Source organism: Legionella genomosp. 1, assembly GCF_900640215.1.
GTDB lineage: Bacteria > Pseudomonadota > Gammaproteobacteria > Legionellales > Legionellaceae > Legionella_C > Legionella_C quinlivanii_A.
Window position 1 is genome coordinate 94,780 of record NZ_CAAAJH010000001.1, and the last position, 22,253, is coordinate 117,032.

The following is a 22,253-nucleotide window of genomic DNA, read 5'->3' on the forward strand; positions in this document are numbered from 1 at the left end:
CCTGAATCTTGGTTTGTGCCAGCATTCGGAGATCTCTCACTGCGTTCGAGATGACATGGCCTGACACAGTTTGATGAAGACTCTCGTAAACCCTCTCTCTTAAGCTCTCTCCCCAGAGAGAGAGGACTTAAGGGGGATTTACAGAGGGTTTTTCTGATCATTTCTGCGTTTTACCGGAATCATCTTCCACCAGTTTTTTTCCAAAATGCTGTCTGACCAATACAAAGAATATTGGAACAAAGAATATTGCCAGGAAGGTAGCAGTAAACATACCGCCGACTACGCCAATTCCCACCGCGTTCTGAGCACCAGAACCGGCACCAGTGCTTAATGCCAGCGGTAATACCCCAAAAATAAAGGCAAGAGAGGTCATCAGAATAGGGCGTAAACGCATTCTTGTGGCTTCGAGCGTTGCCTCAATGAGTGGCTTATGCTCTTTTTCTATTAGATCCTTGGCAAATTCAACGATAAGGATGGCATTTTTCGCTGAAAGCCCCATAGTCGTCAGTAATCCGACCTTGAAATAAATGTCGTTATACATATTGAATAGTTTCGCCGCAATTAATGCGCCGATAATCCCCAGCGGAACCACCAGCATGACTGAAAAGGGAACTGACCAGCTTTCATATAGAGCTGCAAGAGAAAGGAATACCACTAAAAGAGATATCGCATAAAGAGCCGGTGCCTGATTACCAGAGAGTCTTTCCTGATACGACATTCCTGTCCAGTCAAAACCAATGCCGGTCGGTAATTCAGAGGTTAATTTTTCCATCAAAGCCATGGCCGTACCGGTACTCTGGCCTTCTGCCGCTTCACCCAAGATTTCCATTGAAGGTAAGCCATTGTATCGCTCAAGACGCGGCGAACCCTTCTGCCATTTGGCACTGGTGAATGCGGAAAAAGGGACCATTTGCCCATTGCCGCTGCGCACATACCATTCATTGATATCCTGCGGCAGCATCCGAAAACGGGGTGCTCCTTGAACGTATACTTTTTTAACACGTCCTCTATCAATAAAATCATTAACATACACACTGCCCAAGGCGGCGGAAATAGTCTGATTGATATCGGTAATAGAAACTCCAAGCGCTTCTGCTTTCTCCTGATCAACGATTAATTTATATTGCGGTGTATCTTCCAGTCCATTCGGCCTTACTCTGACCAGCACATTGGAATGCTCTCCCACCATTTCCATCAGTTTATTGCGTGCTTCTGTGAGTTCCTCATGGCCGAGGCCGCCGCGATCAATTAACTCAAAATCAAATCCGGTGGCAGTACCCAGTTCAATAATGGCCGGTAAATTAAAAGGGAATACCATTCCATCATTAATTATTTTGGCAAATTCCCCGCCAGCCCGATTAATAATTTCCTGCACACTGTTTTCTTTTCCGCTTCGCTCTGACCAGTCTTTCAAAGTGAGGAAGGCGATCCCGTTATTTTGTCCTTTACCGTTGAAACCGAATCCGACCACGGAGAACACGGAAATGACATTGTGCTTCTCTTTGGTTGCGAAATACTCATAGATCTGCTCGGCTACTTTTTGCGTACGTTCCTGAGTCGCTCCCGCAGGCAGCTGTATCATCGTCAGCAACATACCCTGGTCTTCTTCCGGCAGGAAGGAGCCAGGCAGACGCAGAAACAGATAAACCATGGAAATAATGATAATCAGATAAATTAAAAGATAGCGGCCTGTTCTCTTCAATATACTGGCGACTGCATCATGGTACCCATGAGTTGCAGCATGTAGAAAACGGTTAAACCATTTGAAAAGCCATTTGTCATGCCGCTCTTCGCCATAGGGTTTCAAAAGATTGGCGCAAAGGGCAGGTGTCAGGATTAAAGCGATTAGGATTGACAGTACCATTGCAGAAACAATGGTAATGGAAAACTGACGATAAATAGCACCTGTTGAGCCGCCAAAGAAAGCCATCGGGATGAAAACTGCCGATAAGACCATGGCGATACCTACTAAGGCTCCCTGAATCTGCTTCATGGAACGGTGAGTTGCTTCTTTGGGTGGTAAATTCTCTTCAGCCATCACTCGTTCAACGTTTTCTACCACTACAATGGCATCGTCAACCAGCAGACCAATTGCCAGAATCAGACCGAACATAGTCAGGGTATTAATTGACATGCCAAAAAGGGAAAGCACAGCAAAGGTACCCAGTATGACTACCGGGATGGCAATAGTTGGAATCAGTGTAGCTCTGAAGTTCTGTAAAAACAGATACATAACCAGAAACACCAGCACAAATGCCTCAATAAGGGTTTCCACTACCTTGTGGATCGAAATTTTGACGAAGGGGGTAGTGTCATAGGGGTACACCACCTTTAATCCCGGGGGGAAATAGGGCTCCATCCGTTTCAATTCAGTTTTAATGGCAGCTGCTGTATCGAGTGCATTGGCACCTGTTGTCAATCTGATTCCGAGCCCTGCTGCAGGCCGGCCATTATACTGGGCAATCAGGTCATAGTTTTCACCGCCAAGTTCAACTTTTGCGACATCTTTCAGGCGCACCTGAGAACCATCTTTATTCACCTTCAAGAGAATTTTTGAAAATTCTTCCGGGGATTTAAGACGGGTCTGAGCAATAATCGACGCATTAAGCTGTTGATTGGATGTTGCAGGCAGTCCACCCAATTGGCCTGCTGCGATTTGATTATTTTGGGCACGAATGGCTAAGATCACGTCAATAGGCGTTAACTGATAATTATTTAGTTTATTGGCATCCATCCAGACGCGCATCGCATATTGGGCGCCAAAGAGCTCCACATTACCGACACCATTGATACGGCCAATCGGATCTTTAAGATAGGAGGACAGATAGTCTCCCAGGTCATACTGGTTCAAGTGGTCATTCTCAGAGTAAACGCCCACAACCAAAAGATAACTGCTGCTTGCCTTTTGAACTACAATACCCTGTTGCTGAACCTCGATTGGCAACAGAGGCATGGCAAGCTGGAGTTTGTTCTGTACCTGTACCTGTGCGATATCCGGATCGGCTTTAGGATCAAAGGTCAGTGTGATTGTCATGCTGCCTGAGGAATCGCTCTGAGAGGACATATAAAGCAGGTTGTCAAGCCCTGTCATGTTTTGCTCAATAACCTGAGTCACTGTATCCTGCACGGTCTGGGCATCAGCTCCTGGATAAATAGTGGTTACTGCAATTGACGGCGGTGCTACTGTTGGATATTGCGAAATGGGCAGTTGAAATAAGGCAATACTGCCAGCCACCATAATCATGATGGCGATTACCCAGGCAAAGATAGGACGATTTATAAAAAAATCTGACATAATCAGCCATCCACCTTAGTCTGCTCAGGCTTTTTCTCATCTGGCTTGAGTATTTTAACTTTTGAACCCGGTTTAACCTTCAGTTGTCCACTGACAATAATTTTATCACCGGCGCTTAGTCCTTTGGTCACCAGCCATTTATCCCTGACAGCCTGCGTGACCGTAATATTGCGTTGTTCAACCTTGTTTTCACTATCAACAATCAGAGCAGTTGCCTTTCCGGTGTTATCGCGGGTGATTCCCTGCTGAGGTACCAGCAGGGCTTTGGGATTAATGCCCATATTCAGCTGTGCGCGAACAAACATCCCCGGCAAAAGCTTGCTATCAGGATTTGGAAAAATTGCTCTTAAAGTAATGGAGCCTGTGGTTTCATCAACCTGAACTTCTGAGAACTCCAGTTTGCCTTTCTGATCGTAGAGGCTGCCGTCATCTAAAAATAACTGAACGGAAATATCCTGTGATTTTCCTTGAGGTTTGCCTTTTTCCAGTTCTTTTTGGAGCTTGAAATAATCATTACTTGACTGGGTAATATCAACAAAAATGGGGTTAAGCTGATGGATAACGGCCATCGCGGTTTGCTGATTGGCTGCCACTAATGCGCCCTCAGTTACACTTGAGCGTCCAATTCGGCCATTAATGGGTGAGAGAACCTTGGTATATTGTAAATTGATCCTGGCTGTTTCTAGCGAGGCCTTGGCGGATTCAACACTGGCTTCTGCCTGTTTGGCATTAGCTACCGCAGTATCATAGTCTTGCTTACTAACAAATTTATTGCCCAGTAAGGGTTTATAGCGCTGTACGGTCAGGTTGGCAATTTCGAGATTGGCTTCTGCTTTGCTGAGCTCGCCCTTGGCGGTATCTACCGCAGCCTGATAAGGGGCGGGATCAATCTGGTATAATGACTGTCCTTCCTTGACATCGCTGCCTTCTGTAAACAGTCGTTTTAAAATAATCCCGTTCACTTGCGGGCGAACTTCAGCAATACGATGAGCGCGTACCCGTCCCGGTAATTCAACTGTGATCGGAAAGGATTGATATTGCAGTTCAACCACGCCAACTTCTGGTTCACCCCAGGATTGCTGGGCAGGCTTTTCTCCGCAAGCGGTTATCAATAGCAGCGGAGACACCAGAAGACAACGTCTCAATAAACTGGATATATAATGATAAGAAGCCCACTTCATTCAAAGTAAACCTGTTAATTATTAATATCCTATGAGTATACGCATGGAATATGGATCAGGTACAGATCTTATTAAGCAGGAGTTGTAAAGGCCGCGTATAAATCATAGTCATCGCTGTCAACAATTTCTACATCCAACAGCTGACCGGCTGTGACCTGGCTATCAGGAGGCAGATAAACCAATCCATCAATTTCAGGCGCATCGCTTTTACTGCGGGCAATAATTTGCTCATCATCGACAGAATCTACCAGAACGGTTTGAATACTCCCCACTTTCTCAGCTAATTTATTACGGCTAATTTCAGCCTGCAGCTGCATAAAACGGTGGTAACGTTCCTCTTTGACTTCATCTGGAACCGGATCAGCCAGTTCATTAGCCTTGGCCCCTTCAACTGGAGAGTATTGAAAACAGCCTACTCTGTCGAGCTGGGCTTCCTCGAGAAAGTCGAGTAACTCTTCAAATTCTTCTTCAGTTTCACCGGGAAAACCCACAATAAAAGTCGAACGAATAGTTATTTCGGGACAAACTTCGCGCCAGGAAGCGATACGTTGCAGCGTGTTTTCACTGCTGGCCGGACGCTTCATAGCTTTTAAAACCCTTGTGCTCGCATGTTGCAGGGGAATATCCAGATAGGGGAGAATTAAGCCGTCTCGCATTAAAGGAATGATCTCATCAACATGAGGATAAGGATAAACATAATGAAGCCGAACCCAAATTCCCAACTCCCCGAGTTCCTGGCATAGATCAAGAAAACGGGTATTCACTGTACGGCCTTGCCACTCAACAGGCTGATAACGGGTATCTACGCCGTAAGCGCTGGTATCCTGAGAAATAACCAGCAACTCCTGTACGCCTGCCTCTTTCAGCTTTCTTGCTTCAGTGAGAATCTGGCTTAAAGGATAGCTTTGCAATTTTCCACGCATGCTGGGAATAATGCAGAAAGTACATTTCTGATTACATCCTTCGGAGATTTTTAAATAGGCGTAATGGCGGGGTGTTAATTTAATTCCCTGAGGGGGCACTAATTGTGTGAAGGGATCAGTGGGTGGGGGGAGATGGCGGTGAACCGCACGAAGTACTTCTTCATAGGCATGAGCACCACTGATATGCAGGACATCCGGGCAAGCTTCCCGAATCACGTCGGCTTTAGCGCCCAAGCAGCCGGTTACAATAACCCGTCCGTTTTCGGCCATTGCTTCCTTAATAGTATCGAGGGATTCAGTGACCGCTGAATCAATAAAACCGCAAGTATTGACGACGACTAAGCCGGCATTCTGATAACTGGAAACAAGCTCATAACCCTGAGCCCGTAATTGGGTAATAATCCTCTCTGAATCAACCAGTGCCTTGGGACAACCCAAACTGACAAAGCCCACGCGATGATTCATTGATAACTCCCCAATGCAAAAGGCGACTATTATAACCTTTTGAAGTAGCGACTGTCCAATTAAAAGACGGACAAGCAGGATAACTGGCAGGGCTTGGGATTTCAGAGATCGTAGGTCGGGCGCTTCGCCCATAGCCGTCAGGCTAAGAATATCTGATCCCCTCTCCACCGCGCGCAGCGTGGGGGAGAGGGTTAGGGTGAGGGGGCTATAAATAAGGTCGCGTAGCGATTCATTACTCATTTTTCTGTAGCTATGGTTTATTGTCACAACAAAAATGGAATCACTAACGTGATAAATTTTCTAACCCCCTCTCCCCCACGCTATGCGCGGTGGAGAGGGGATAACATTAATTTTTAGCCTGACGGCTATACGACCTACGATTTGATATAAAGGGTGAGAAATAGTCAATTTCTTGCCAGAGTTTCCACTTTTTGCAAGCGATCTAAGAACTCACGAGTAGACACATCACCCACTAGACGCAGTCCGCTTAACTCTTTTCCGGCGGAATTAAAGAAAAGGAAGGTGGGAGGAGCTACTACCTGATACTGTCTCATGAGTGCCTGTGCTGCTGCGTCATTGGCAGTGACATCAATTTTCAAAACTAGAAAATTACCCAGGGTTCTTTTAATTTCAGCATTGTTTAATGTGGAAGAAGCGATGACTTTACAAGATGCACACCAGTCGGCATAAAAATCAAGCATTACCGGTCGGCCTTCTGCTGTTTGCAGCGCCTCTTTTAATTCTGCAGGGGTTTTAATAATCAGCTCTTCGCGTTCCATACTGGCTGCGGTGGCTTTACTGAATATACCTGCTAAAGGCAGCAGGGGATCTTTACTGCCCATGCTGGCGCCTGCCAGAATCAGTAAGCCATAAACAAGAAGTAAAATACCAGTGCTCTGATGCATTTTTTCAGAATTGTTTTGTGCAGGGTTTAGAGCACCGGCAAAAATACCGGAGAAAACGAGAAGCGCTGCCCATAAAATCATGGTGACAGGAGGGGGCAACAGACGACCCATTAAATAAATGGCAACCGCCAGCAACAGGAAGCCAAAAAAGTTTTTTACCGAATTCATCCAGGTTCCTGCCCGGGGAAGCCATTTACCGGCGGAGGTGCCAATCAGCAGAAGGGGGGTTCCCATACCCAGCCCCAGGAAAAACAGAGTCAGGCTGCCAAACAGTACATTGCCTGAATGCGCAATGTATCCCAGTGCACCGATTAAAGGAGCGGTTACGCAGGGAGAAAGAATAAGTGTTGACAAGCAGCCCATAATGGCCGCCCCAAGATAATGACCGCCATGCTGACTGCGGCTGGCTTTAGCTAATTTCGCCTGCCAGGAAACAGGCAGTTTTAACTCAAAAAAACCAAACATGGAGAGAGCGAGCAATATAAATATCAGGCTAAACAATCCAATAGCCCAGGGGGCCTGCATTATAATTTGCAGATTGCTGCCAAGCGTGGCAACGATGGCGCCCGCAATCGCATAAGTCAGTGACATGCTAAGCACATAACTGAAAGACAGCAGAAACGCCTTGCGTGTGGAAATGTCATGGCCATGCCCGACAATAATACCTGACAAGACCGGAACCATCGGCAAGACACAGGGTGTAAACGCTAAAAGCAGGCCAAAGCCGAAGAAACTGAGAATAACCATAAACCAGTGTGAGTTTTTATAAATATCAGCTATCGCATCACTTTCCTGATCACTGGTCTGCACCACCGGCGGTGCCTTAACTGCGGTACCAGTGGACGCCGAAACTAAAGCTAACTGCTCATTAATGGCTAATTTAATCTGTTTGGTTTCAGGCGGATAACAGAAACCATCATCCGAGCATCCCTGATAATGCAGGCTTACAGAGGTTTCTCCTGATTGCTCACCGAGCACCGGGATTAATAGTGATAATGCATCACGGTACACCAGATAACTATGACCTTGGCGATCCTTCTTTTCGGTTGCCTGCGGAAAGATAATGGAGCCAAATTGAAGAACAGGATCAGCAGGCGCACTCAATGAGATGCGATCGCGATAAAGAAAATAGCCTGGCTTGATTTGCCAATCGATTGAAAAAGTATTGGGATCGACCGGTTTTACCTTGACTGTAAAGACTTCTTCAGCGGGAAGAGGCGCTGCGTAACCGAAACCATTAAAAATCGCGAGAGACAGCAAGAATAACCACTTATACATGCTTAATCCAGGTTATGGTTCAATAAATTGAACTTAATCTATATAGCGTAGCAGCTTATAATACAATTATTGTCCGATTTTAAAAAGTATGGGGCATTATTTGAGTGTTCGGCCATACAAAAAGCTATCTCATCTTGTTTTGATTCCTTTAATCGCTTCATCCACCTTAAGAGTGACATTTTCGGATTCTGTTTTGGGTTGAAACAGGCTATAGCGGCCTGTCCATGCATAGTTGATACCAAATGCAATGCCGGCTGTGCCGAGAGAAAGCACAGCGCTCAACACATGGAGTGCGATTTTTTTGACTTTATAACCCCTGTGATTTGCTAAATCCGGTAGAGCGGTATCGATAGCGCCTTTACAGGCTGATTGAAACTCAGGGATTGATAATTCACCTTTTAAAAAGCGCTCTTGATTTCTGGTCAGGCGAATATACATTGTTCTGGCTTTTTTTGCGGGATCGACATAGTCGGCTTTGGTTCGAGCTTCTTTTTCCAATTCTTTCACTTTACGTTCAAGGTTGCCCAAATGCTTTTGCAGGTTAATGCTGCTAAGAATGCCAGGTGCGGCGGCTTTTCTAAAACCGACAATAAGTTCATCGGCCCGTCGATCGATATCTTGGCGTTTTCGCTTTAGAGCATGTGCAATTTGAGGGGGATAACCATCAACGAATACTGCCCGACTTATTCCGCTATTAGCCAGCGCCTTTTCATAACCGGATACATCCAGATGTGTGAGCAGTTGTTGTTTCAGCGCTTCCCGGCGCTCATTAGCCTTTACCTCAGAATTACACTGTGGAAACTGAATGCGAAAACGATTGATATCAGATGCGATTTTAGCAAGTTGCTGTTGGCTATGATTTATTATTCTGTTCTCAGCAGCCTGAGCAGTAGAGATTATACTATTAAGTTTTGCCTGATAGGCTGATTTAACAAGACCTGGTAATCCTGAACTGCCTTCAATAGAGGCTGCCTTTCTGGATGCGTCAGTAGTTTCAGTTAAGTCTTTCAGCTGCTCTTGTAGTGCCTTTTGATGCAGTCGCACTTGCACAAGATCAGTGCAATGATTGAAATGAAAATTAAAGTCATTAATCCTGGTAACCATAGGTGCTACCAGATCATTCGCCTGCTTTCTTAAATTTTGTATTTGTCCGCTAGCCTGCTGATTTAGGTTTCGTTCATAGTCGCCTTTCGCTTTCAAAATGGCAGGATATCCGGACGAATAACCAAGAAGACGTTCTGCCTGGGCCACTATATCCTGTTTGACTAAACGATAAATCTGCTCTTCCCGTTGTTCTTTTTGCAAAATGACAGCCACTACTTTATGGCAATTTGTAAATGCTACGGGAAGCGATCTTATTTGCTCTGCTACTCTATTGAGGGCGTCCTCAGCAAGCAAATAGGGTTGTACTGATCTTTTCAATGCATTCTTTTTTTCATCTACCAGGGCATCGAGTTGGTCGAGGTGAACGGTATATAATTCCTGCGAATGATTATTCTTAAAATCGGCGAGGAATTTGTCCAGTTCAGCAAGGCGCTCCTCGTATTTCTGATAATTCAAAGCACTGAATTTACTTGAAAATTTTCCAAGTTGCTCTTTGAATTCTTCGAATCGACGCAGGCGTTCAATGGGTTGTGGAGAATCAGCCAAGTGTCTGGCAAGCCAGTTTCTAACAGGAGCGTCTTTCTCTTGCGCAATGATGTTGTTTAGATTCACTCTTGCTGATAAATCCTCTTTAGCAAACTTCAAAAACTGTTCAGCTGCGCGAGGATTCACCAAACTCAGATTATATAAAGCGTTGAGAAGATGTGCTGTATTCTTGTTTTTTTGCCGGGAAATAACTTGCTGATAGAGCTCTCTTGTTAAAGGATAGTCACTTTGCAGCAGCTTTTTACCATGGGAAGTGAGCTCGGAGTTAGCACCTGCCATCGCTAAAGATAAGCCGTGGGGAAGTAATTGTTCCTTTACCCGGCTGTCGGCAATTGTTTGCGCATCGAACTCCTTGCGAGTAAATCGAAAACGAAGACCGCCGGCCTGGGTTAAATTGTATGGTTGACCCTGAAAATAAAAATTGAGCAGACCTTCTTCTACTGTTTCTCGCGCGTTATGGGCAAAGCCGGCTTGTTTTGCTTTCTCGCTTATCGCATGTTCAAGCGCATCCTTAAAAATGCTTTCGAGCGTTGGCAGAATGGATGGCGCAGTCGGTCTGGCCAATATCACATCATCTTTTAAACGGTCTGGAAATCTGGTTTTCAGAATGTGGTAGTTTCTGTCAAAAGCGGAGTGAGTGCTGTTAAGACAAGCCAGAAAAATTTCTCGAAGCGGAGCTTGGGTTAGTTCCGGCTTTTCAAAAATAGCAGGGGCAAGCTCATACAATTTAACCGCATTATCCAGTGCATTTCCATTGAGTATGATATTTTGCTCTTGCAGACTTAATAAGCTTTGAAACAGCTGATAATTATTAAAGATAACTTTTCCAGTCCGCTCATTAGTATGATTGGCAATATTCCAGGTCAAAGTATCACTGGCCTGATTTTCACTGAAATAACAAAATCGGGTTTGCCGTTTTCTTATATCAGCAAGATTAATCGTTTCAGTCGTTCGGTTATCCCAGGGATTAACCAAAACAAATTCGTAGCCGCCAGGTGCACTGGGATTGTGGATAATTCTGTCCAGTCTCAAGCCGTGACGACCATGATATTTTCCATGAGCATCTTTTTGGCCATAGGCGAGGCTAATGTAAACCGGGGCTTCAGGCCAACGGTTTTTTAAATTAATAATCTTTGGTATGTCATCCGTGTCATGACTATGTACTTCAAGAAGATGCCCGACAAAGGCAGTTGATGTGCCTTCATGCCGATTATTTAAATCATGAGCACTAATACTGGTAAGCACATCTTCCTGGTATTTCCAGGCGTTCTTATAGTAGTAGGAGCTTATGCGTTCTAAAATTTTGACTGCAAGTGAATTGCTTTGAACCCCTTTTCTGGACGCATCAATTTTGACGAGATAGGAGTGAGGGATAGTGATGACATCCTCATTGGTATCTGGATCGATACGATGCCGGTAATTAATCCCGATTTTGTCGGGATCAAGATTTTCGCTTTGTTTTGTGCGCTTTACGCGAATTTCCACATCACCATTGCCCAGCTGTTTAAACATCGATTTAAAGCGTTCTCTGCCCTCTTTGCTGGCATTATAAATACAGTCGATGGAGGCGATTAAATAGCAGTCTCCTGTTTTGCCTTGCCTTAGGGTGAGGCGTTCACCGTCTCTCGGAAATAGAGGAGTCATTTTTTAGCCATAGTGATTATGTAGTTTTCTATGCCCATATTATAGTTTGGCAATATTAAGTAAAAATTAAGCAGTTATCGAACTCCATAGCTGTTAGTATCAAAAAATTTAAAAAATTTGCATTGCTGCCCTTGAATCTGAAATGAATGCCCCCATATGGTTGTCATCGGTAGTGACTGAAGTATCAGTCAGTACTTTCAGCTCAGAGTTCACTCTGAAAAAACAAGGTGATTAATTAAACCAGGAGAAAACAAGTATGAAAATTCGTCCTTTACACGATCGTGTTGTTGTTCAGCGCATGGAAGAAGAACGAACTACTGCTGGCGGAATTGTAATTCCAGACAGTGCTACTGAAAAACCCATTCGTGGTAAAGTACTGGCTGTTGGCCCAGGCAAAAACCTTGACAATGGTGATGTGCGTGCATTGGCCGTTAAAATAGGCGATGTCGTTTTATTTGGCAAATACTCTGGCACAGAAGTCAAAATTGACGGTCAGGAGATGGTGGTCATGCGTGAAGATGACATCATGGGTGTTATTGAAGGCTAATCATACAACAGATTATTAGGAGACTTTAAGAATGGCTAAAGAATTACGTTTTGGTAACAATGCGCGCCAGGAAATGCTGGCCGGTGTAAATGGCTTGGCTGACGCTGTACAAGTAACAATGGGCCCACGTGGTCGTAATGTGGTCCTGGAGAAATCCTTCGGCGCTCCCACTGTAACTAAAGACGGTGTGTCTGTTGCTAAAGAAATCGAGTTTGAGCAACGCTTCATGAATATGGGCGCTCAAATGGTTAAAGAAGTAGCTTCCAAAACTTCTGATGCAGCTGGTGATGGTACTACTACGGCTACTGTATTGGCTCGTTCAATCCTGGTTGAAGGTCACAAAGCAGTTGCTGCCGGCATGAATCCAATGGATTTAAAACGCGGAATTGACAAAGCAGTTATCGCTGTCACTAAACACCTGCAAAGCATGTCCAAGCCTTGTAAAGATGGCAAAGCGATTGCGCAAGTAGGTACTATTTCTGCTAACTCTGACGAAGCTATCGGCGCAATCATTGCTGAAGCGATGGAAAAAGTTGGAAAAGAAGGCGTTATCACTGTTGAAGATGGTAATGGTCTTGAGAATGAGCTGTCTGTTGTTGAAGGAATGCAGTTTGATCGTGGTTACATTTCTCCATACTTCATCAACAACCAGCAAAACATGAGCTCTGAACTTGAGCATCCATTTATTCTGTTAGTTGACAAGAAAATTTCCAGCATCCGTGACATGTTGTCTGTTCTGGAAGCGGTTGCCAAATCTGGCCGTCCTTTACTGATCGTTGCTGAAGACGTTGAAGGCGAAGCACTGGCTACTCTGGTTGTTAACAACATGCGTGGTATTGTTAAAGTTTGCGCAGTTAAAGCGCCTGGCTTTGGCGATCGCCGTAAAGCAATGCTGCAGGATATTGCTATTCTGACTAACGGCCAGGTGATTTCTGAAGAAGTGGGCAAGAGCCTTGAAGGTGCTTCTATGGAAGACCTGGGTACTGCCAAACGAGTTGTTGTGACTAAAGAAACTACAACTATTATTGACGGCGAAGGTAAAGCAACTGAAATCAATGCTCGCATCAGCCAAATCCGCGCCCAAATGGAAGAAACTACTTCTGATTACGATCGTGAGAAACTGCAAGAGCGTGTTGCCAAACTGGCCGGAGGTGTTGCGGTTATCAAAGTCGGTGCTGCTACTGAAGTTGAGATGAAAGAGAAGAAAGCTCGCGTTGAAGACGCTCTGCATGCTACTCGTGCCGCTGTTGAAGAAGGTATTGTAGCCGGTGGTGGTGTTGCTTTAATCCGTGCTCAATCCGCTCTGAATGGTTTGAAAGGCGACAATGCTGATCAGGATATGGGTATCAACATCCTGCGTCGTGCTATTGAGTCTCCATTGCGTCAAATCGTTGCCAACGCAGGTTATGAAGCATCTGTTATCGTTAACCGTGTTGCTGAGCAAAAAGACAACTTCGGCTTTAACGCTGCAAGCGGTGAGTTTGGTGATATGGTTGAAATGGGTATCCTGGATCCAACTAAAGTTACCCGTACAGCGCTGCAAAACGCTGCTTCAGTTGCCAGCCTCATGTTAACTACTGAGTGTATGGTTGCTGAACTGCCAAAGAAAGATGAAGCTGCTGGTGCTGGCGATATGGGCGGCATGGGCGGTATGGGCGGCATGGGCATGATGTAAGCCTATGCTTCCTGAAAAAACCCGCCTTGTGGCGGGTTTTTTTTTGGAAAAACTATTTCTTTTTTCTTTAACTCTCTTGTTGTATAAATTGATATCCAAAACAGGAAGTTTACTATGACCAGATTAACTCAGGAATTTAAAGCAAAAGCAGAGCAGTTGCTTTTTATTTTAAAGGCAGCGGCAAAAGAAAATTACATGCTCTTATTGTCCTCTAATCCAGCCCCTGGCTTGCAATTCAACAAAGAGGAAATCTTGTATATGAAGGCGTTTAAAAAATTTTTTGATTCATTGCCTGAAAACCTTCGCGCTCATTTAACAGCAAGAAAAACAGAGCAATTTGATACAGCGGAAAAATTATATTATCTGGGTCTGGAGAATTGGGAACCGACAGATTGGGCAAGGGCCTATTTCTTTAATCCTGGAATACCAATTATGACAGCCTGCGTGCAAAGAATAGATAAATATAATGAGGAACAAATATGTGAAAACTGGCTGGATTATCATGTGAAAAAAATAAGCGCTCTGAGTGAGAGGAGAGAGCTATTAAGCGGACAATTGAAGGAAAATGACCTGCAGGAAGAGATGCAAGAAGACCTGATTAAACAGTTAGAACTCAATGAAGAAACACTAAAATACCATCAATTGCAAAAAGAACAATTACAAATTGTTGAAAAACAGGTCAATGCATTGCTGGATCCCATGTACTCATCTAGCCACAGAGCTTTGCTCTCATTAATCAATAAATGCAATTTAGGAACACTTTCCGTGGCTCAGGCCAGAATCAGCAAGCGATTTGCCGAGCAAAATGAATGGCAGGCAAAACGCAATGAATTGATAGAAATTCGCAGAAGCGAGTTAAAAGCAGAGTGGTCGATGAGCTCCCTTCTCAATCAAGCGGGCAAGAGTCCTGTATTCTCAAGGAGACCAGATCCTCTAGCACTGAACCCGGATGAGATAGTCAGACCAGCTAGAGATTACAAATAAACCGTTTTAGTGGATTAAATTAAATCAATAAAATTAAGGATAATTCTATGCCTGTATTCTCGGATGAATTTAAGAAAAAAGCGGATCAAATGATTTTCATTTTGGAAAATGCAAGGGAAGGAAATTTTCTCAGCTTGCTGAAACTTCCTTATTCAATGGAAGAAATTGGATTCAAAACAGAAGATCAAGGATATATTCTGTTCTTCAGACTGTTTTATCATTCCTTGCCGAATGCCTTAAAAGAGAAATTTTCACATGGGCTTTGCACCTATGAAACCCTGTACGACTCAGGCTTGAATGATTGGACACCAACTTCGGAACAAAAGCTTTATTTTGATGCTCCAGGTGTACACACTATTGCCTGTTATGTAAAGCGTGTGGAAAATTTTGTCAAAGAAAAAAAATGGCAAAACGATATGGCATTCCACCAGGAGAAAATCGATGGTTTAAAAAAGAAAAGAGAGGCTTTAACAGAGCAGCTCAATGAGCATCAAAATACTTTGGATGTGGATAAGATTGCTGATATAAGGAAGCAATTGAGTTTGAACGAGGACACACTTTCATATCACATAGTGCAGCATCGCCTGTTGCTGGAAGAGGTGGAAATAACCAACCTCGATAAGCTGTTGAATGCACGATATATACGGGATCGAAGCTGTCTGCAGCATTGGGTGGACCGCTTTAATTTACCAACTCTATATCAGCTTAGAGAAGAAATTAGTAAAAGAACGGGCATACAACCTCTTTGGCTGCCCACCTTAAAAAAGCAGGTTGAGGGGCGAATCGATACGCTGGTTAAGGAGTCAACCGCGGCTCTTATTGCGAAGGCTGGTGGAAGTCCGGTTTATTCAAGACAGGAAGAGAAACTCTGCCATACGCCTTTACTGAGCAATCTCTCTCCAACTCTGTAATCAGGCTTCTCGCCTTGCGATGCATCGCAAGGTGAGAAGCTAAGAACTTAACGGTCTTATTGCGTCTCTAGTAAAGACAGTGATCTGGGTAGCCATAGGCCATTAGAACTTGCAGTATCGAGCCGACCTCCAAAGAATGTATTGCTATTATCCGGTGTAAAAATCGGGGAATTGGCAGCAGATGGAAAGGTCCAGGTCTGGCCCAAATCCTGACTAACAGCTAGGAGAGGGCGTTGGACTCCACCAGTAATATAAAATCCTGCTGCGATACAAAGCCCTCCTGCACAATGGACATCATTAAACTGGCCATCGTTGGTAAAGACATTGGTATTATCCGGTGTAAAAACTGGCGAAGTGACCGAGGAGGGGAAAGTCCAGCTAGACCCTGCGTCATGACTGACTGCCAGGAGCGGCCTAAATCCGCCCCCGCCAAAATAAAACCCTCCCGTGACGCACTCAGGACCCTGGCAACTGATGCTCAAAAGGTTAGCGCTGCCCGTGAAGGCATTGGTATTGTCAGGGGTAAAAACAGGTGCAGTGACAGAGGATGGGAAAGTCCAGCTCGAGCCTGCGTCATGGCTGACTGCCAGGAGCGGGCGTTGAGTTCCACCTCCAAAATAACGCCCTACTGCTATGCAAGTTGTTCCCTGACAGTTGACGTCAGCAAAACTGCCATTAGCTGTAAATGCGTTGCTATTGTCCGGTGTGAACACTGGGGAGTTGACAGCAGAAGGATAAGTCCAGGTTACTGTGGCGTTTTGGCTTAATGCCAGCAATGGCCTTTCAATACCACCGCTGCGGTAACTGCCGGCGGCAATACAAACACTATCCTGGCAGGCGACTCCGTTGAACGACCCATTATTCGAGAAGGCATTGGTATTATCAGGGGTAAAAACGGGGGCATTAATAGCGGAAGGATAAGTCCAGTTTTGGCCCAGATCCTGGCTAACCGCCAGAAGTGGTCTGTCAACTCCACCACTGCTGTATAAACCACCGGCTATACAAATAGCGCCATGGCAGTTTACAGCAAAAAATCTGCCGTTACCGACAAAAGCATTTGTATTATCTGGAATAAAAACAGGGGCATTGATAACTGCAGGAAAGTTCCAGTTCGTACCCGAATCATGGCTAATTGCCAGGATTGGACGTCGCGTTCCTGCACTAAAGTAGTTGCCGGCAGCGATACAAGTGCTTCCCTGGCAAGTTGCACCGACTAATTCACCTGCGCTACTAAAGGGGTTTGTATTAACTGGTGAGAAAACGACTGCATTGATAGAAGACGGAAAGATCCAATTTAAGCCTGAGTCCTGACTAACTGCCAGCAGTGGGCGTTGCACCAATCCTGCATCGCGGTATTGGCCGACAGCGATACAGGTTTGTGCATCGCAACTTGACTCAAAGAAGCCGGCGCTATTATTGTAGGAATTAGTATTATCAGGTACAAAAACCGGTGAATTTACAGCTGAAGGAAAAGTCCAGCTTGTACCCATATCCGAGCTGAGCGCCAAAAGCGGGCGAATTGCGCCAACACTTGTGTATTGGCCTGCGGCAATGGCTATCGGGACTGGCTTCACTTCAATATTAATAGAGACGCTGGAGGTATTATCGCCCTGAATAGGGATTAGCTGCAAAGAATGGATAACGGAGCCGGGGGTAAAGGAGATCTGACAGGAAGCGCCAGGCGCTAATACGGTGCAACTGCTGGCGTCCTGAATGACATCGGTCCAGCTTGCGGGAAGAATCGCCCGAATATTATACGCGGTGATTTGTGTGGAGTGATTAGTAATCGTGACCACTTTTGCGTTTTGATTGATAATTAAAACGAGGTTTGCTGGAGAAGCGCTAATCGAGGCAGTTGCGGGCTGGCCTTTGGTAATTGCCAGGCTGTTAAGAGGTGAGGGTTGATAACATTGGTTCGGATTGCCTTGTTGGCATAAAACAGGCCCGCCCATGACGTTCCCGGACAGCGCTGATCCGTTGATCTGTAACGTCAGGATGCAATAGCCTTTAGCGGGCAACTGGCAAAGACTGGTTTGTGTGATTCCCTGAATTGGCTGCATTATCAGCACTTTTGCACGTGCGGACTGATTATACACAGCATATTGCACCTGAGCTGTCTCTCCGGGCGCTACGGTTAATGCCACTGGAGTTTGAGGAACAAATACCCATAAAGGAGTAGCGGCATATAAGCTGGGTACTGTCAGCAAACAGCAGAGCCATTTAAGCAATTGTTGGAACAATGTTTTTCCTTCCATTTTTCAAGTCCTTTTTTAATTATCTGGTAAACTCACCTGGATGGTCAGCATTGATTTTTAGATTCAAGCGTAAACTAACTCTTCCATCTTGTTTTTCTCCCAACAGCGTAAAGGAGAGTGCTCGGGGTTTCTCATTGCAGCAACTGGCAGATAGAATGTTTGTTCGAGCAGAAACTGCCCGCTTAAAGCCGCGTGAGAAACATGATCTGTAAAGACGATCCAGGTGCTTTGCGCCTGAAAATTAATGGTGTTTTTGGAAACTGTCTGTTGATAATGGTCATCAAGCTTCATGCGATCGTGCAGTTGCAGCTGATAATGATCATAAGCGGAACGCATGGTTTTAGTCACCTTTAACCATTTTAATAGTTTGGCAACAGAGGAATTGTATTTGGGGATGGATGGAGAAAAGCGTTCCAGTACTTGATTAAACGCTTCGCCCAGTTGCCACACTCGTGGTTCACCATAGGGATTAATGTTACAAAAAACCCGCAGGATACGACGACCATTGACAGGCGATGCAGGAAATGAGTCGACATGAACACGGGTATCATCCTTTCGCTTTGAACTTGCCCTGCCGCGAATTTCTGCAGGGCGGTAGCTGGTACGGCCCCAGATTAAATGCTCAGCGTATAGAGGACATACGGTATCTAGCAAATGTTTTGCAAATTCGGCATAGTGACGCATAAACGATTTCAGAATCGAGGGAAGGGGTTGATTATTGGTGTTATAGCCGCCCAGACGATCTTTTAAATAGTCATAACTGATATTTTTGTGCTGACCATCCAGAATCTGGTCCGTGAGCAAATAATGTTCTTGTTGGGCATTATGGGCGTAAAAATATTCAGGAAAATAAAGAACTTGCCCTGATTCCAGTAAATTCAGTGCTAAATCCTTTTGTACTTCATTAATCTTGTCTAAACTATTAGAGTTTAATATATAGAGTGGTTCGTCCATTATCGCCTCAAACAATCGATTTAATGGAGCAATTCTATCAATACTTATCCTGATTCCCCAAATTTTACGGATATTTATTTCAAAACCAATTAAAAAGGAGAGGGAAATGTCACAAGTAGTAGAGAAATTATCAGTCATTCTGGCAGATACCTATGCCTTATACCTTAAAACACAAAACTACCACTGGCATGTCAAAGGGCCACAGTTTAAAACCTTGCACGAGCTTTTTGAAATGCAATATCAGGAACTGGCTGAAGCGGTAGATCAGGTGGCAGAACGCATCTTAATCACCGGGCATAAAGCGCCTGCTACTTTTAAGGAGTTTGAGCGTTTGAAGCGCATCAAGGACGGCAATTCAAGTCTTTCCGCCAATCAAATGGTGATTGAGTTGGCAGAGGATAATGCGACCCTGGTAAAGGATTTGAATCAGGCGCTCACACTCGCTCAGGAAAGTCATGATGAAGGAACGGCCAATCTTCTGAGCGATCGAATAGCCGCGCATGAAAAAGCGCACTGGATGTTGAATGCTTCCAAAGAATAAGATAAAGAAATGCCGCTTTTAAAGCGGCATTTCAGACAGGGCTGGGAATTATTCTAGTGAATTTTGTTACTTGAATAATTGCGCCAATCATTTTCCAAAGTTGTATCCTTACGATTTTCCACTCCCAATACGATGCCTCCGGATTCCAATCCTTTTTCATACACCTTGGCTCGTTCTTCGGGGATGCCCCATCCAATTAAGGCACCAATTAATCCACCGGAGATACTGCCTGCACCAGCGCCGGCTAATCCTGCTGCTATTGGGCCTGCGACAATGAGTCCAAGACCAGGGAAAATCAGATTAGTTCCGATTGCGGCAATCGCACCCAGGGTAGCACCTACTGTGCCTCCGATAAGTCCTCCGACTCCCATCCCTTCAACTGCTTTGGAACCGGTTTCTTCAGTCGTGAGAAATGAATCATAATATTTTTCACGGGTGTCATCTGACATTAACACGCTGATTTCTTCGGGTTTGTATCCTTGATCAATTGCACGCAAATAAGCTTTTTCCGCGGAATCCCTATCATGAAAGAGCTCTGTGGTCATAGGAGCTGATGCTGCCTTTGAAACATGCGGTTTATAATAATTTTCTACAGTTGAAGAAAATTCTGGAGTTGCGAAATTTGGCCAGTGATCTTTGTCAAAACCGGGCGCATTTTCGAGGATTTCTTTATCGAGATTAAGTACGAAACAATCATCCTCTTCATCATATGAAAATAATTTCCAGGGCATTGCAAAGAATTTATTTCCAAACCCAAGCATTCCACCGGAATCCAATACCAGGTAGTTGACAGAACCTGAAATTTTATCCAAGACTATTTCATTGATTTCACCGAGATTATCATTATTCAGATTTTTAACTTTGACTCCAGTCACTTCACTGGCTTTAACCACTTCATGAGGTCGTTCCATGATGACTTCTCCTAAATTATGTTTATGGCAAGATTAAAGGGCAGTTAAGTAAATCAATTCATAAACTTCATTAATGACAAAAGCCACACGCAGTGGCTTTTGCAGTGAATGGTTCCTCTGCATCTTCGCAGTTGAATCGTCCTACACTTTAAATATAGTAAACGATGGTCAGTATGTCAAAAAATAATGCAAAATCAACTCGCACCCATACGGGTTAATTGAAAAATAGAATCCATTCTATTGATCCATAATGAAATTCGTGGTGGGAGAATTTAGAAGATGTAACCCTCATCAAGATTGTTCTCACAATTATAGCCAATATTTCCGGATGAGATTAGCAAGAGACAGAATTTAAGCGATTATAAATCTTTGGAAGAGATTCCAGTGCATAATTTGCTGCATCCACTTGAACTTCAGATCGTGTTCCCTTAAATTTTTTTGTTTCCGAATAGAGCCGCCATCCCTGATTGTTCTTTAATCCCCAGGCAAAACAAATAGTACCTGGTTCTACACCGTCCATCGGTTCCGAGCCAGTTAGTCCGGTGGTGGCAATTACAACATTGGCCTTGCTTTTTTGCAAAGCGCCTAAGGCCATTTCACGAGCAACCTGTTCACTCGTTAACGTATACGTTTTAATGGTTTCATCGCGTACATGAAGTACATTTTTCTTTGCATCTTCAGAATATACGACATATCCCAACTCAAGGCATTCTCCGCAGCCTTCAATTTTTCCAAGAATAGCTAAAATTTGTCCAGCCGTACACGATTCCGCTGTGACCAGAACTAAATCTCTTTCTTTTAAAAAGTCAATAGCCATCTGCCCTGATTTCATATTTTGAAGTATGCTGATAAGTTGATACTTACAGTATAAACCCAATCACGTCGGAAGTCGGTCTATTTGACATATGACTGTATGGGTCTAAGTTTAAAATAGGACATGTAAAAATTGATGTTAACAATAAACGATGTTCTTAATAAGGAGATTATTTTTTAAGGAGAAAATCATGACTGGTACTTCAATTGGCGGTAAAAAAGCTGCCGAAACTCGAAAACGAAATCAAAGATCCTCACAAACAAAAAAGAATGCTTCCAGTAGTAGTCACAAAAGTAAGTAGCGCAGATTTCATGTCGCGCCGAATTATCATCATTGGAGGATTTTATCATGGATAGAAATATACCCAATCAGGGTCAAAATCAAAATTCAGGCAAGCAGAACATGCCGCAGAATCTAAAGCAAGAAAAGCAAAATTTTGATCCACTGAAAGAGAAAAAAGGCATGCGGAACATGTCCGATCAAGATGAAGGACTGGATATGGATAATGAAGAAAATCCGCATCAGTCTTTATAATTAATTTCTCTCCCCATAGGGGGAGAGATGTTTTGTAAACCACTAAGGATGGAGGAAGCGATCATGATGTATGTTATTGGCTGGTTGTTAGGAATTCCTATCAGTATTTTACTGTTGATATGGCTTGTTTCACACTTATAAAATAATAATAAATATACAATAAGGAGTCATCATGAATCACGAAACGGTTGTAGTTGATCAAAAACTATGCGCTCCGCACCATCATTGGTTTTGCTGGTCGGCTATTATCATTGGGGCACTGGTAGGTCTTGGTCTGGGTTTTTTATTGCACCTTTATAGTATTGCTATTGGATTGACCGCTTTTGTGTCTGATAACGAAGCCACGACCGTTACCATAGGCGGTCTGATTGGCTTATTAATTGGTACTATTGTGGCAATGGGACTGGCCGGATTTACTGCCGGGTTTCTGGCGCATGTGGTTAGCCCTGGAGTTGGGATTTTATATGGCTTTGCCACCTGGAGTCTGGCCTTATTATTAACTGCTATTCTGGCAATGCCTCTTAGTAGTTATGTCAGCACTTACACTGCTGCCCTGGCACCCACAGTGAAGGTTGACACAGGAAATACGACTGCCCAGGGAAATCAGGTCACCGTCCAAAGTCCGGCTACTGAAGCGACCAAAGCGGCCTCACCTGAAACATTGGCATGGAGTGGATGGATAGTATTTGTTTTGTTTGCAATAGGTGCTTTATCCAGTTGTCTTGGAGCCTGTGGGGGAATTCATTGCCACAGAAAGCATTGCCTGCATTCAGAGGTTTAATAGTA

General features: G+C 44.2%; 16 protein-coding genes. 7 read left to right on the top strand and 9 right to left on the bottom strand.

All coding sequences use genetic code 11. The features are described 5' to 3' along the window. Positions 1 to 157: 157 nt before the first annotated feature. From E1O89_RS00440 to E1O89_RS00460, 5 genes are all read right to left on the bottom strand, one after another. Positions 158 to 3,295, bottom strand: coding sequence for an efflux RND transporter permease subunit (locus E1O89_RS00440; protein ID WP_133138457.1), 3,138 nt, complete (start codon positions 3,293 to 3,295; stop codon positions 158 to 160). 2 nt (positions 3,296 to 3,297) lie between these two features. Continuing rightward, positions 3,298 to 4,476: an efflux RND transporter periplasmic adaptor subunit gene (locus E1O89_RS00445; RefSeq protein ID WP_133138458.1), complete on the bottom strand. Its 1,179-nt coding sequence runs from the start codon at positions 4,474 to 4,476 to the stop codon at positions 3,298 to 3,300. Between the two features lie 71 nt (positions 4,477 to 4,547). Next, positions 4,548 to 5,864: a 30S ribosomal protein S12 methylthiotransferase RimO gene (rimO, locus tag E1O89_RS00450; RefSeq protein ID WP_133138459.1), complete on the bottom strand. Its 1,317-nt coding sequence runs from the start codon at positions 5,862 to 5,864 to the stop codon at positions 4,548 to 4,550. Between the two features lie 404 nt (positions 5,865 to 6,268). After that, a complete protein-coding gene (dsbD, locus tag E1O89_RS00455; RefSeq protein ID WP_133138460.1) occupies positions 6,269 to 8,047 on the bottom strand; it encodes a protein-disulfide reductase DsbD in 1,779 nt (592 codons plus the stop codon). Between the two features lie 129 nt (positions 8,048 to 8,176). Continuing rightward, the gene (locus tag E1O89_RS00460) at positions 8,177 to 11,341 is read right to left on the bottom strand and encodes a hypothetical protein (protein ID WP_133138461.1); all 3,165 of its coding nucleotides are present in this window, start codon (positions 11,339 to 11,341) and stop codon (positions 8,177 to 8,179) included. Positions 11,342 to 11,597: 256 nt separating this feature from the next. On the opposite strand from E1O89_RS00460, the gene groES reads away from it, so the two are divergent. From groES to E1O89_RS00480, 4 genes are all read left to right on the top strand, one after another. Then, positions 11,598 to 11,888, top strand: coding sequence for a co-chaperone GroES (gene groES / locus E1O89_RS00465; RefSeq protein WP_112219812.1), 291 nt, complete (start codon positions 11,598 to 11,600; stop codon positions 11,886 to 11,888). A 31-nt stretch (positions 11,889 to 11,919) separates the two neighbouring features. Next, the gene (groL, locus tag E1O89_RS00470; protein ID WP_058506165.1) at positions 11,920 to 13,563 is read left to right on the top strand and encodes a chaperonin GroEL; all 1,644 of its coding nucleotides are present in this window, start codon (positions 11,920 to 11,922) and stop codon (positions 13,561 to 13,563) included. 114 nt (positions 13,564 to 13,677) lie between these two features. Then, positions 13,678 to 14,547, top strand: coding sequence for a hypothetical protein (locus tag E1O89_RS00475; protein ID WP_133138462.1), 870 nt, complete (start codon positions 13,678 to 13,680; stop codon positions 14,545 to 14,547). 47 nt (positions 14,548 to 14,594) lie between these two features. Then, the gene (locus E1O89_RS00480) at positions 14,595 to 15,458 is read left to right on the top strand and encodes a hypothetical protein (RefSeq protein ID WP_133138463.1); all 864 of its coding nucleotides are present in this window, start codon (positions 14,595 to 14,597) and stop codon (positions 15,456 to 15,458) included. Between the two features lie 56 nt (positions 15,459 to 15,514). Here E1O89_RS00480 and E1O89_RS00485 read toward each other — a convergent pair whose 3' ends face one another. After that, positions 15,515 to 17,713 (bottom strand): sialidase family protein, encoded by a 2,199-nt coding sequence (locus tag E1O89_RS00485; protein ID WP_133138464.1) that lies wholly within the window; start codon positions 17,711 to 17,713, stop codon positions 15,515 to 15,517. Positions 17,714 to 17,776: 63 nt separating this feature from the next. Further along, positions 17,777 to 18,667, bottom strand: coding sequence for a Kdo hydroxylase family protein (locus E1O89_RS00490; RefSeq protein ID WP_133138465.1), 891 nt, complete (start codon positions 18,665 to 18,667; stop codon positions 17,777 to 17,779). A gap of 106 nt (positions 18,668 to 18,773) precedes the next feature. Here E1O89_RS00490 and E1O89_RS00495 point away from each other — a divergent pair, with 106 nt between their 5' ends. Next, on the top strand, positions 18,774 to 19,208 hold the full coding sequence (locus E1O89_RS00495; RefSeq protein ID WP_133138466.1) for a Dps family protein: 435 nt from the start codon (positions 18,774 to 18,776) through the stop codon (positions 19,206 to 19,208). 53 nt (positions 19,209 to 19,261) lie between these two features. On the opposite strand, the gene E1O89_RS15580 is transcribed toward E1O89_RS00495, so the two are convergent. Together E1O89_RS15580 and E1O89_RS00510 are read right to left on the bottom strand one after the other, a co-directional pair. Further along, positions 19,262 to 20,119 (bottom strand): PRC-barrel domain-containing protein, encoded by an 858-nt coding sequence (locus tag E1O89_RS15580; protein ID WP_262337352.1) that lies wholly within the window; start codon positions 20,117 to 20,119, stop codon positions 19,262 to 19,264. Positions 20,120 to 20,453: 334 nt separating this feature from the next. After that, positions 20,454 to 20,936: a CinA family protein gene (locus E1O89_RS00510; protein WP_262337353.1), complete on the bottom strand. Its 483-nt coding sequence runs from the start codon at positions 20,934 to 20,936 to the stop codon at positions 20,454 to 20,456. Positions 20,937 to 21,281: 345 nt separating this feature from the next. On the opposite strand from E1O89_RS00510, the gene E1O89_RS00515 reads away from it, so the two are divergent. Further along, on the top strand, positions 21,282 to 21,467 hold the full coding sequence (locus E1O89_RS00515; protein WP_133138468.1) for a hypothetical protein: 186 nt from the start codon (positions 21,282 to 21,284) through the stop codon (positions 21,465 to 21,467). Between the two features lie 172 nt (positions 21,468 to 21,639). Continuing rightward, the gene (locus E1O89_RS00520; RefSeq protein ID WP_253255832.1) at positions 21,640 to 22,248 is read left to right on the top strand and encodes a hypothetical protein; all 609 of its coding nucleotides are present in this window, start codon (positions 21,640 to 21,642) and stop codon (positions 22,246 to 22,248) included. Positions 22,249 to 22,253 lie beyond the last annotated feature (5 nt).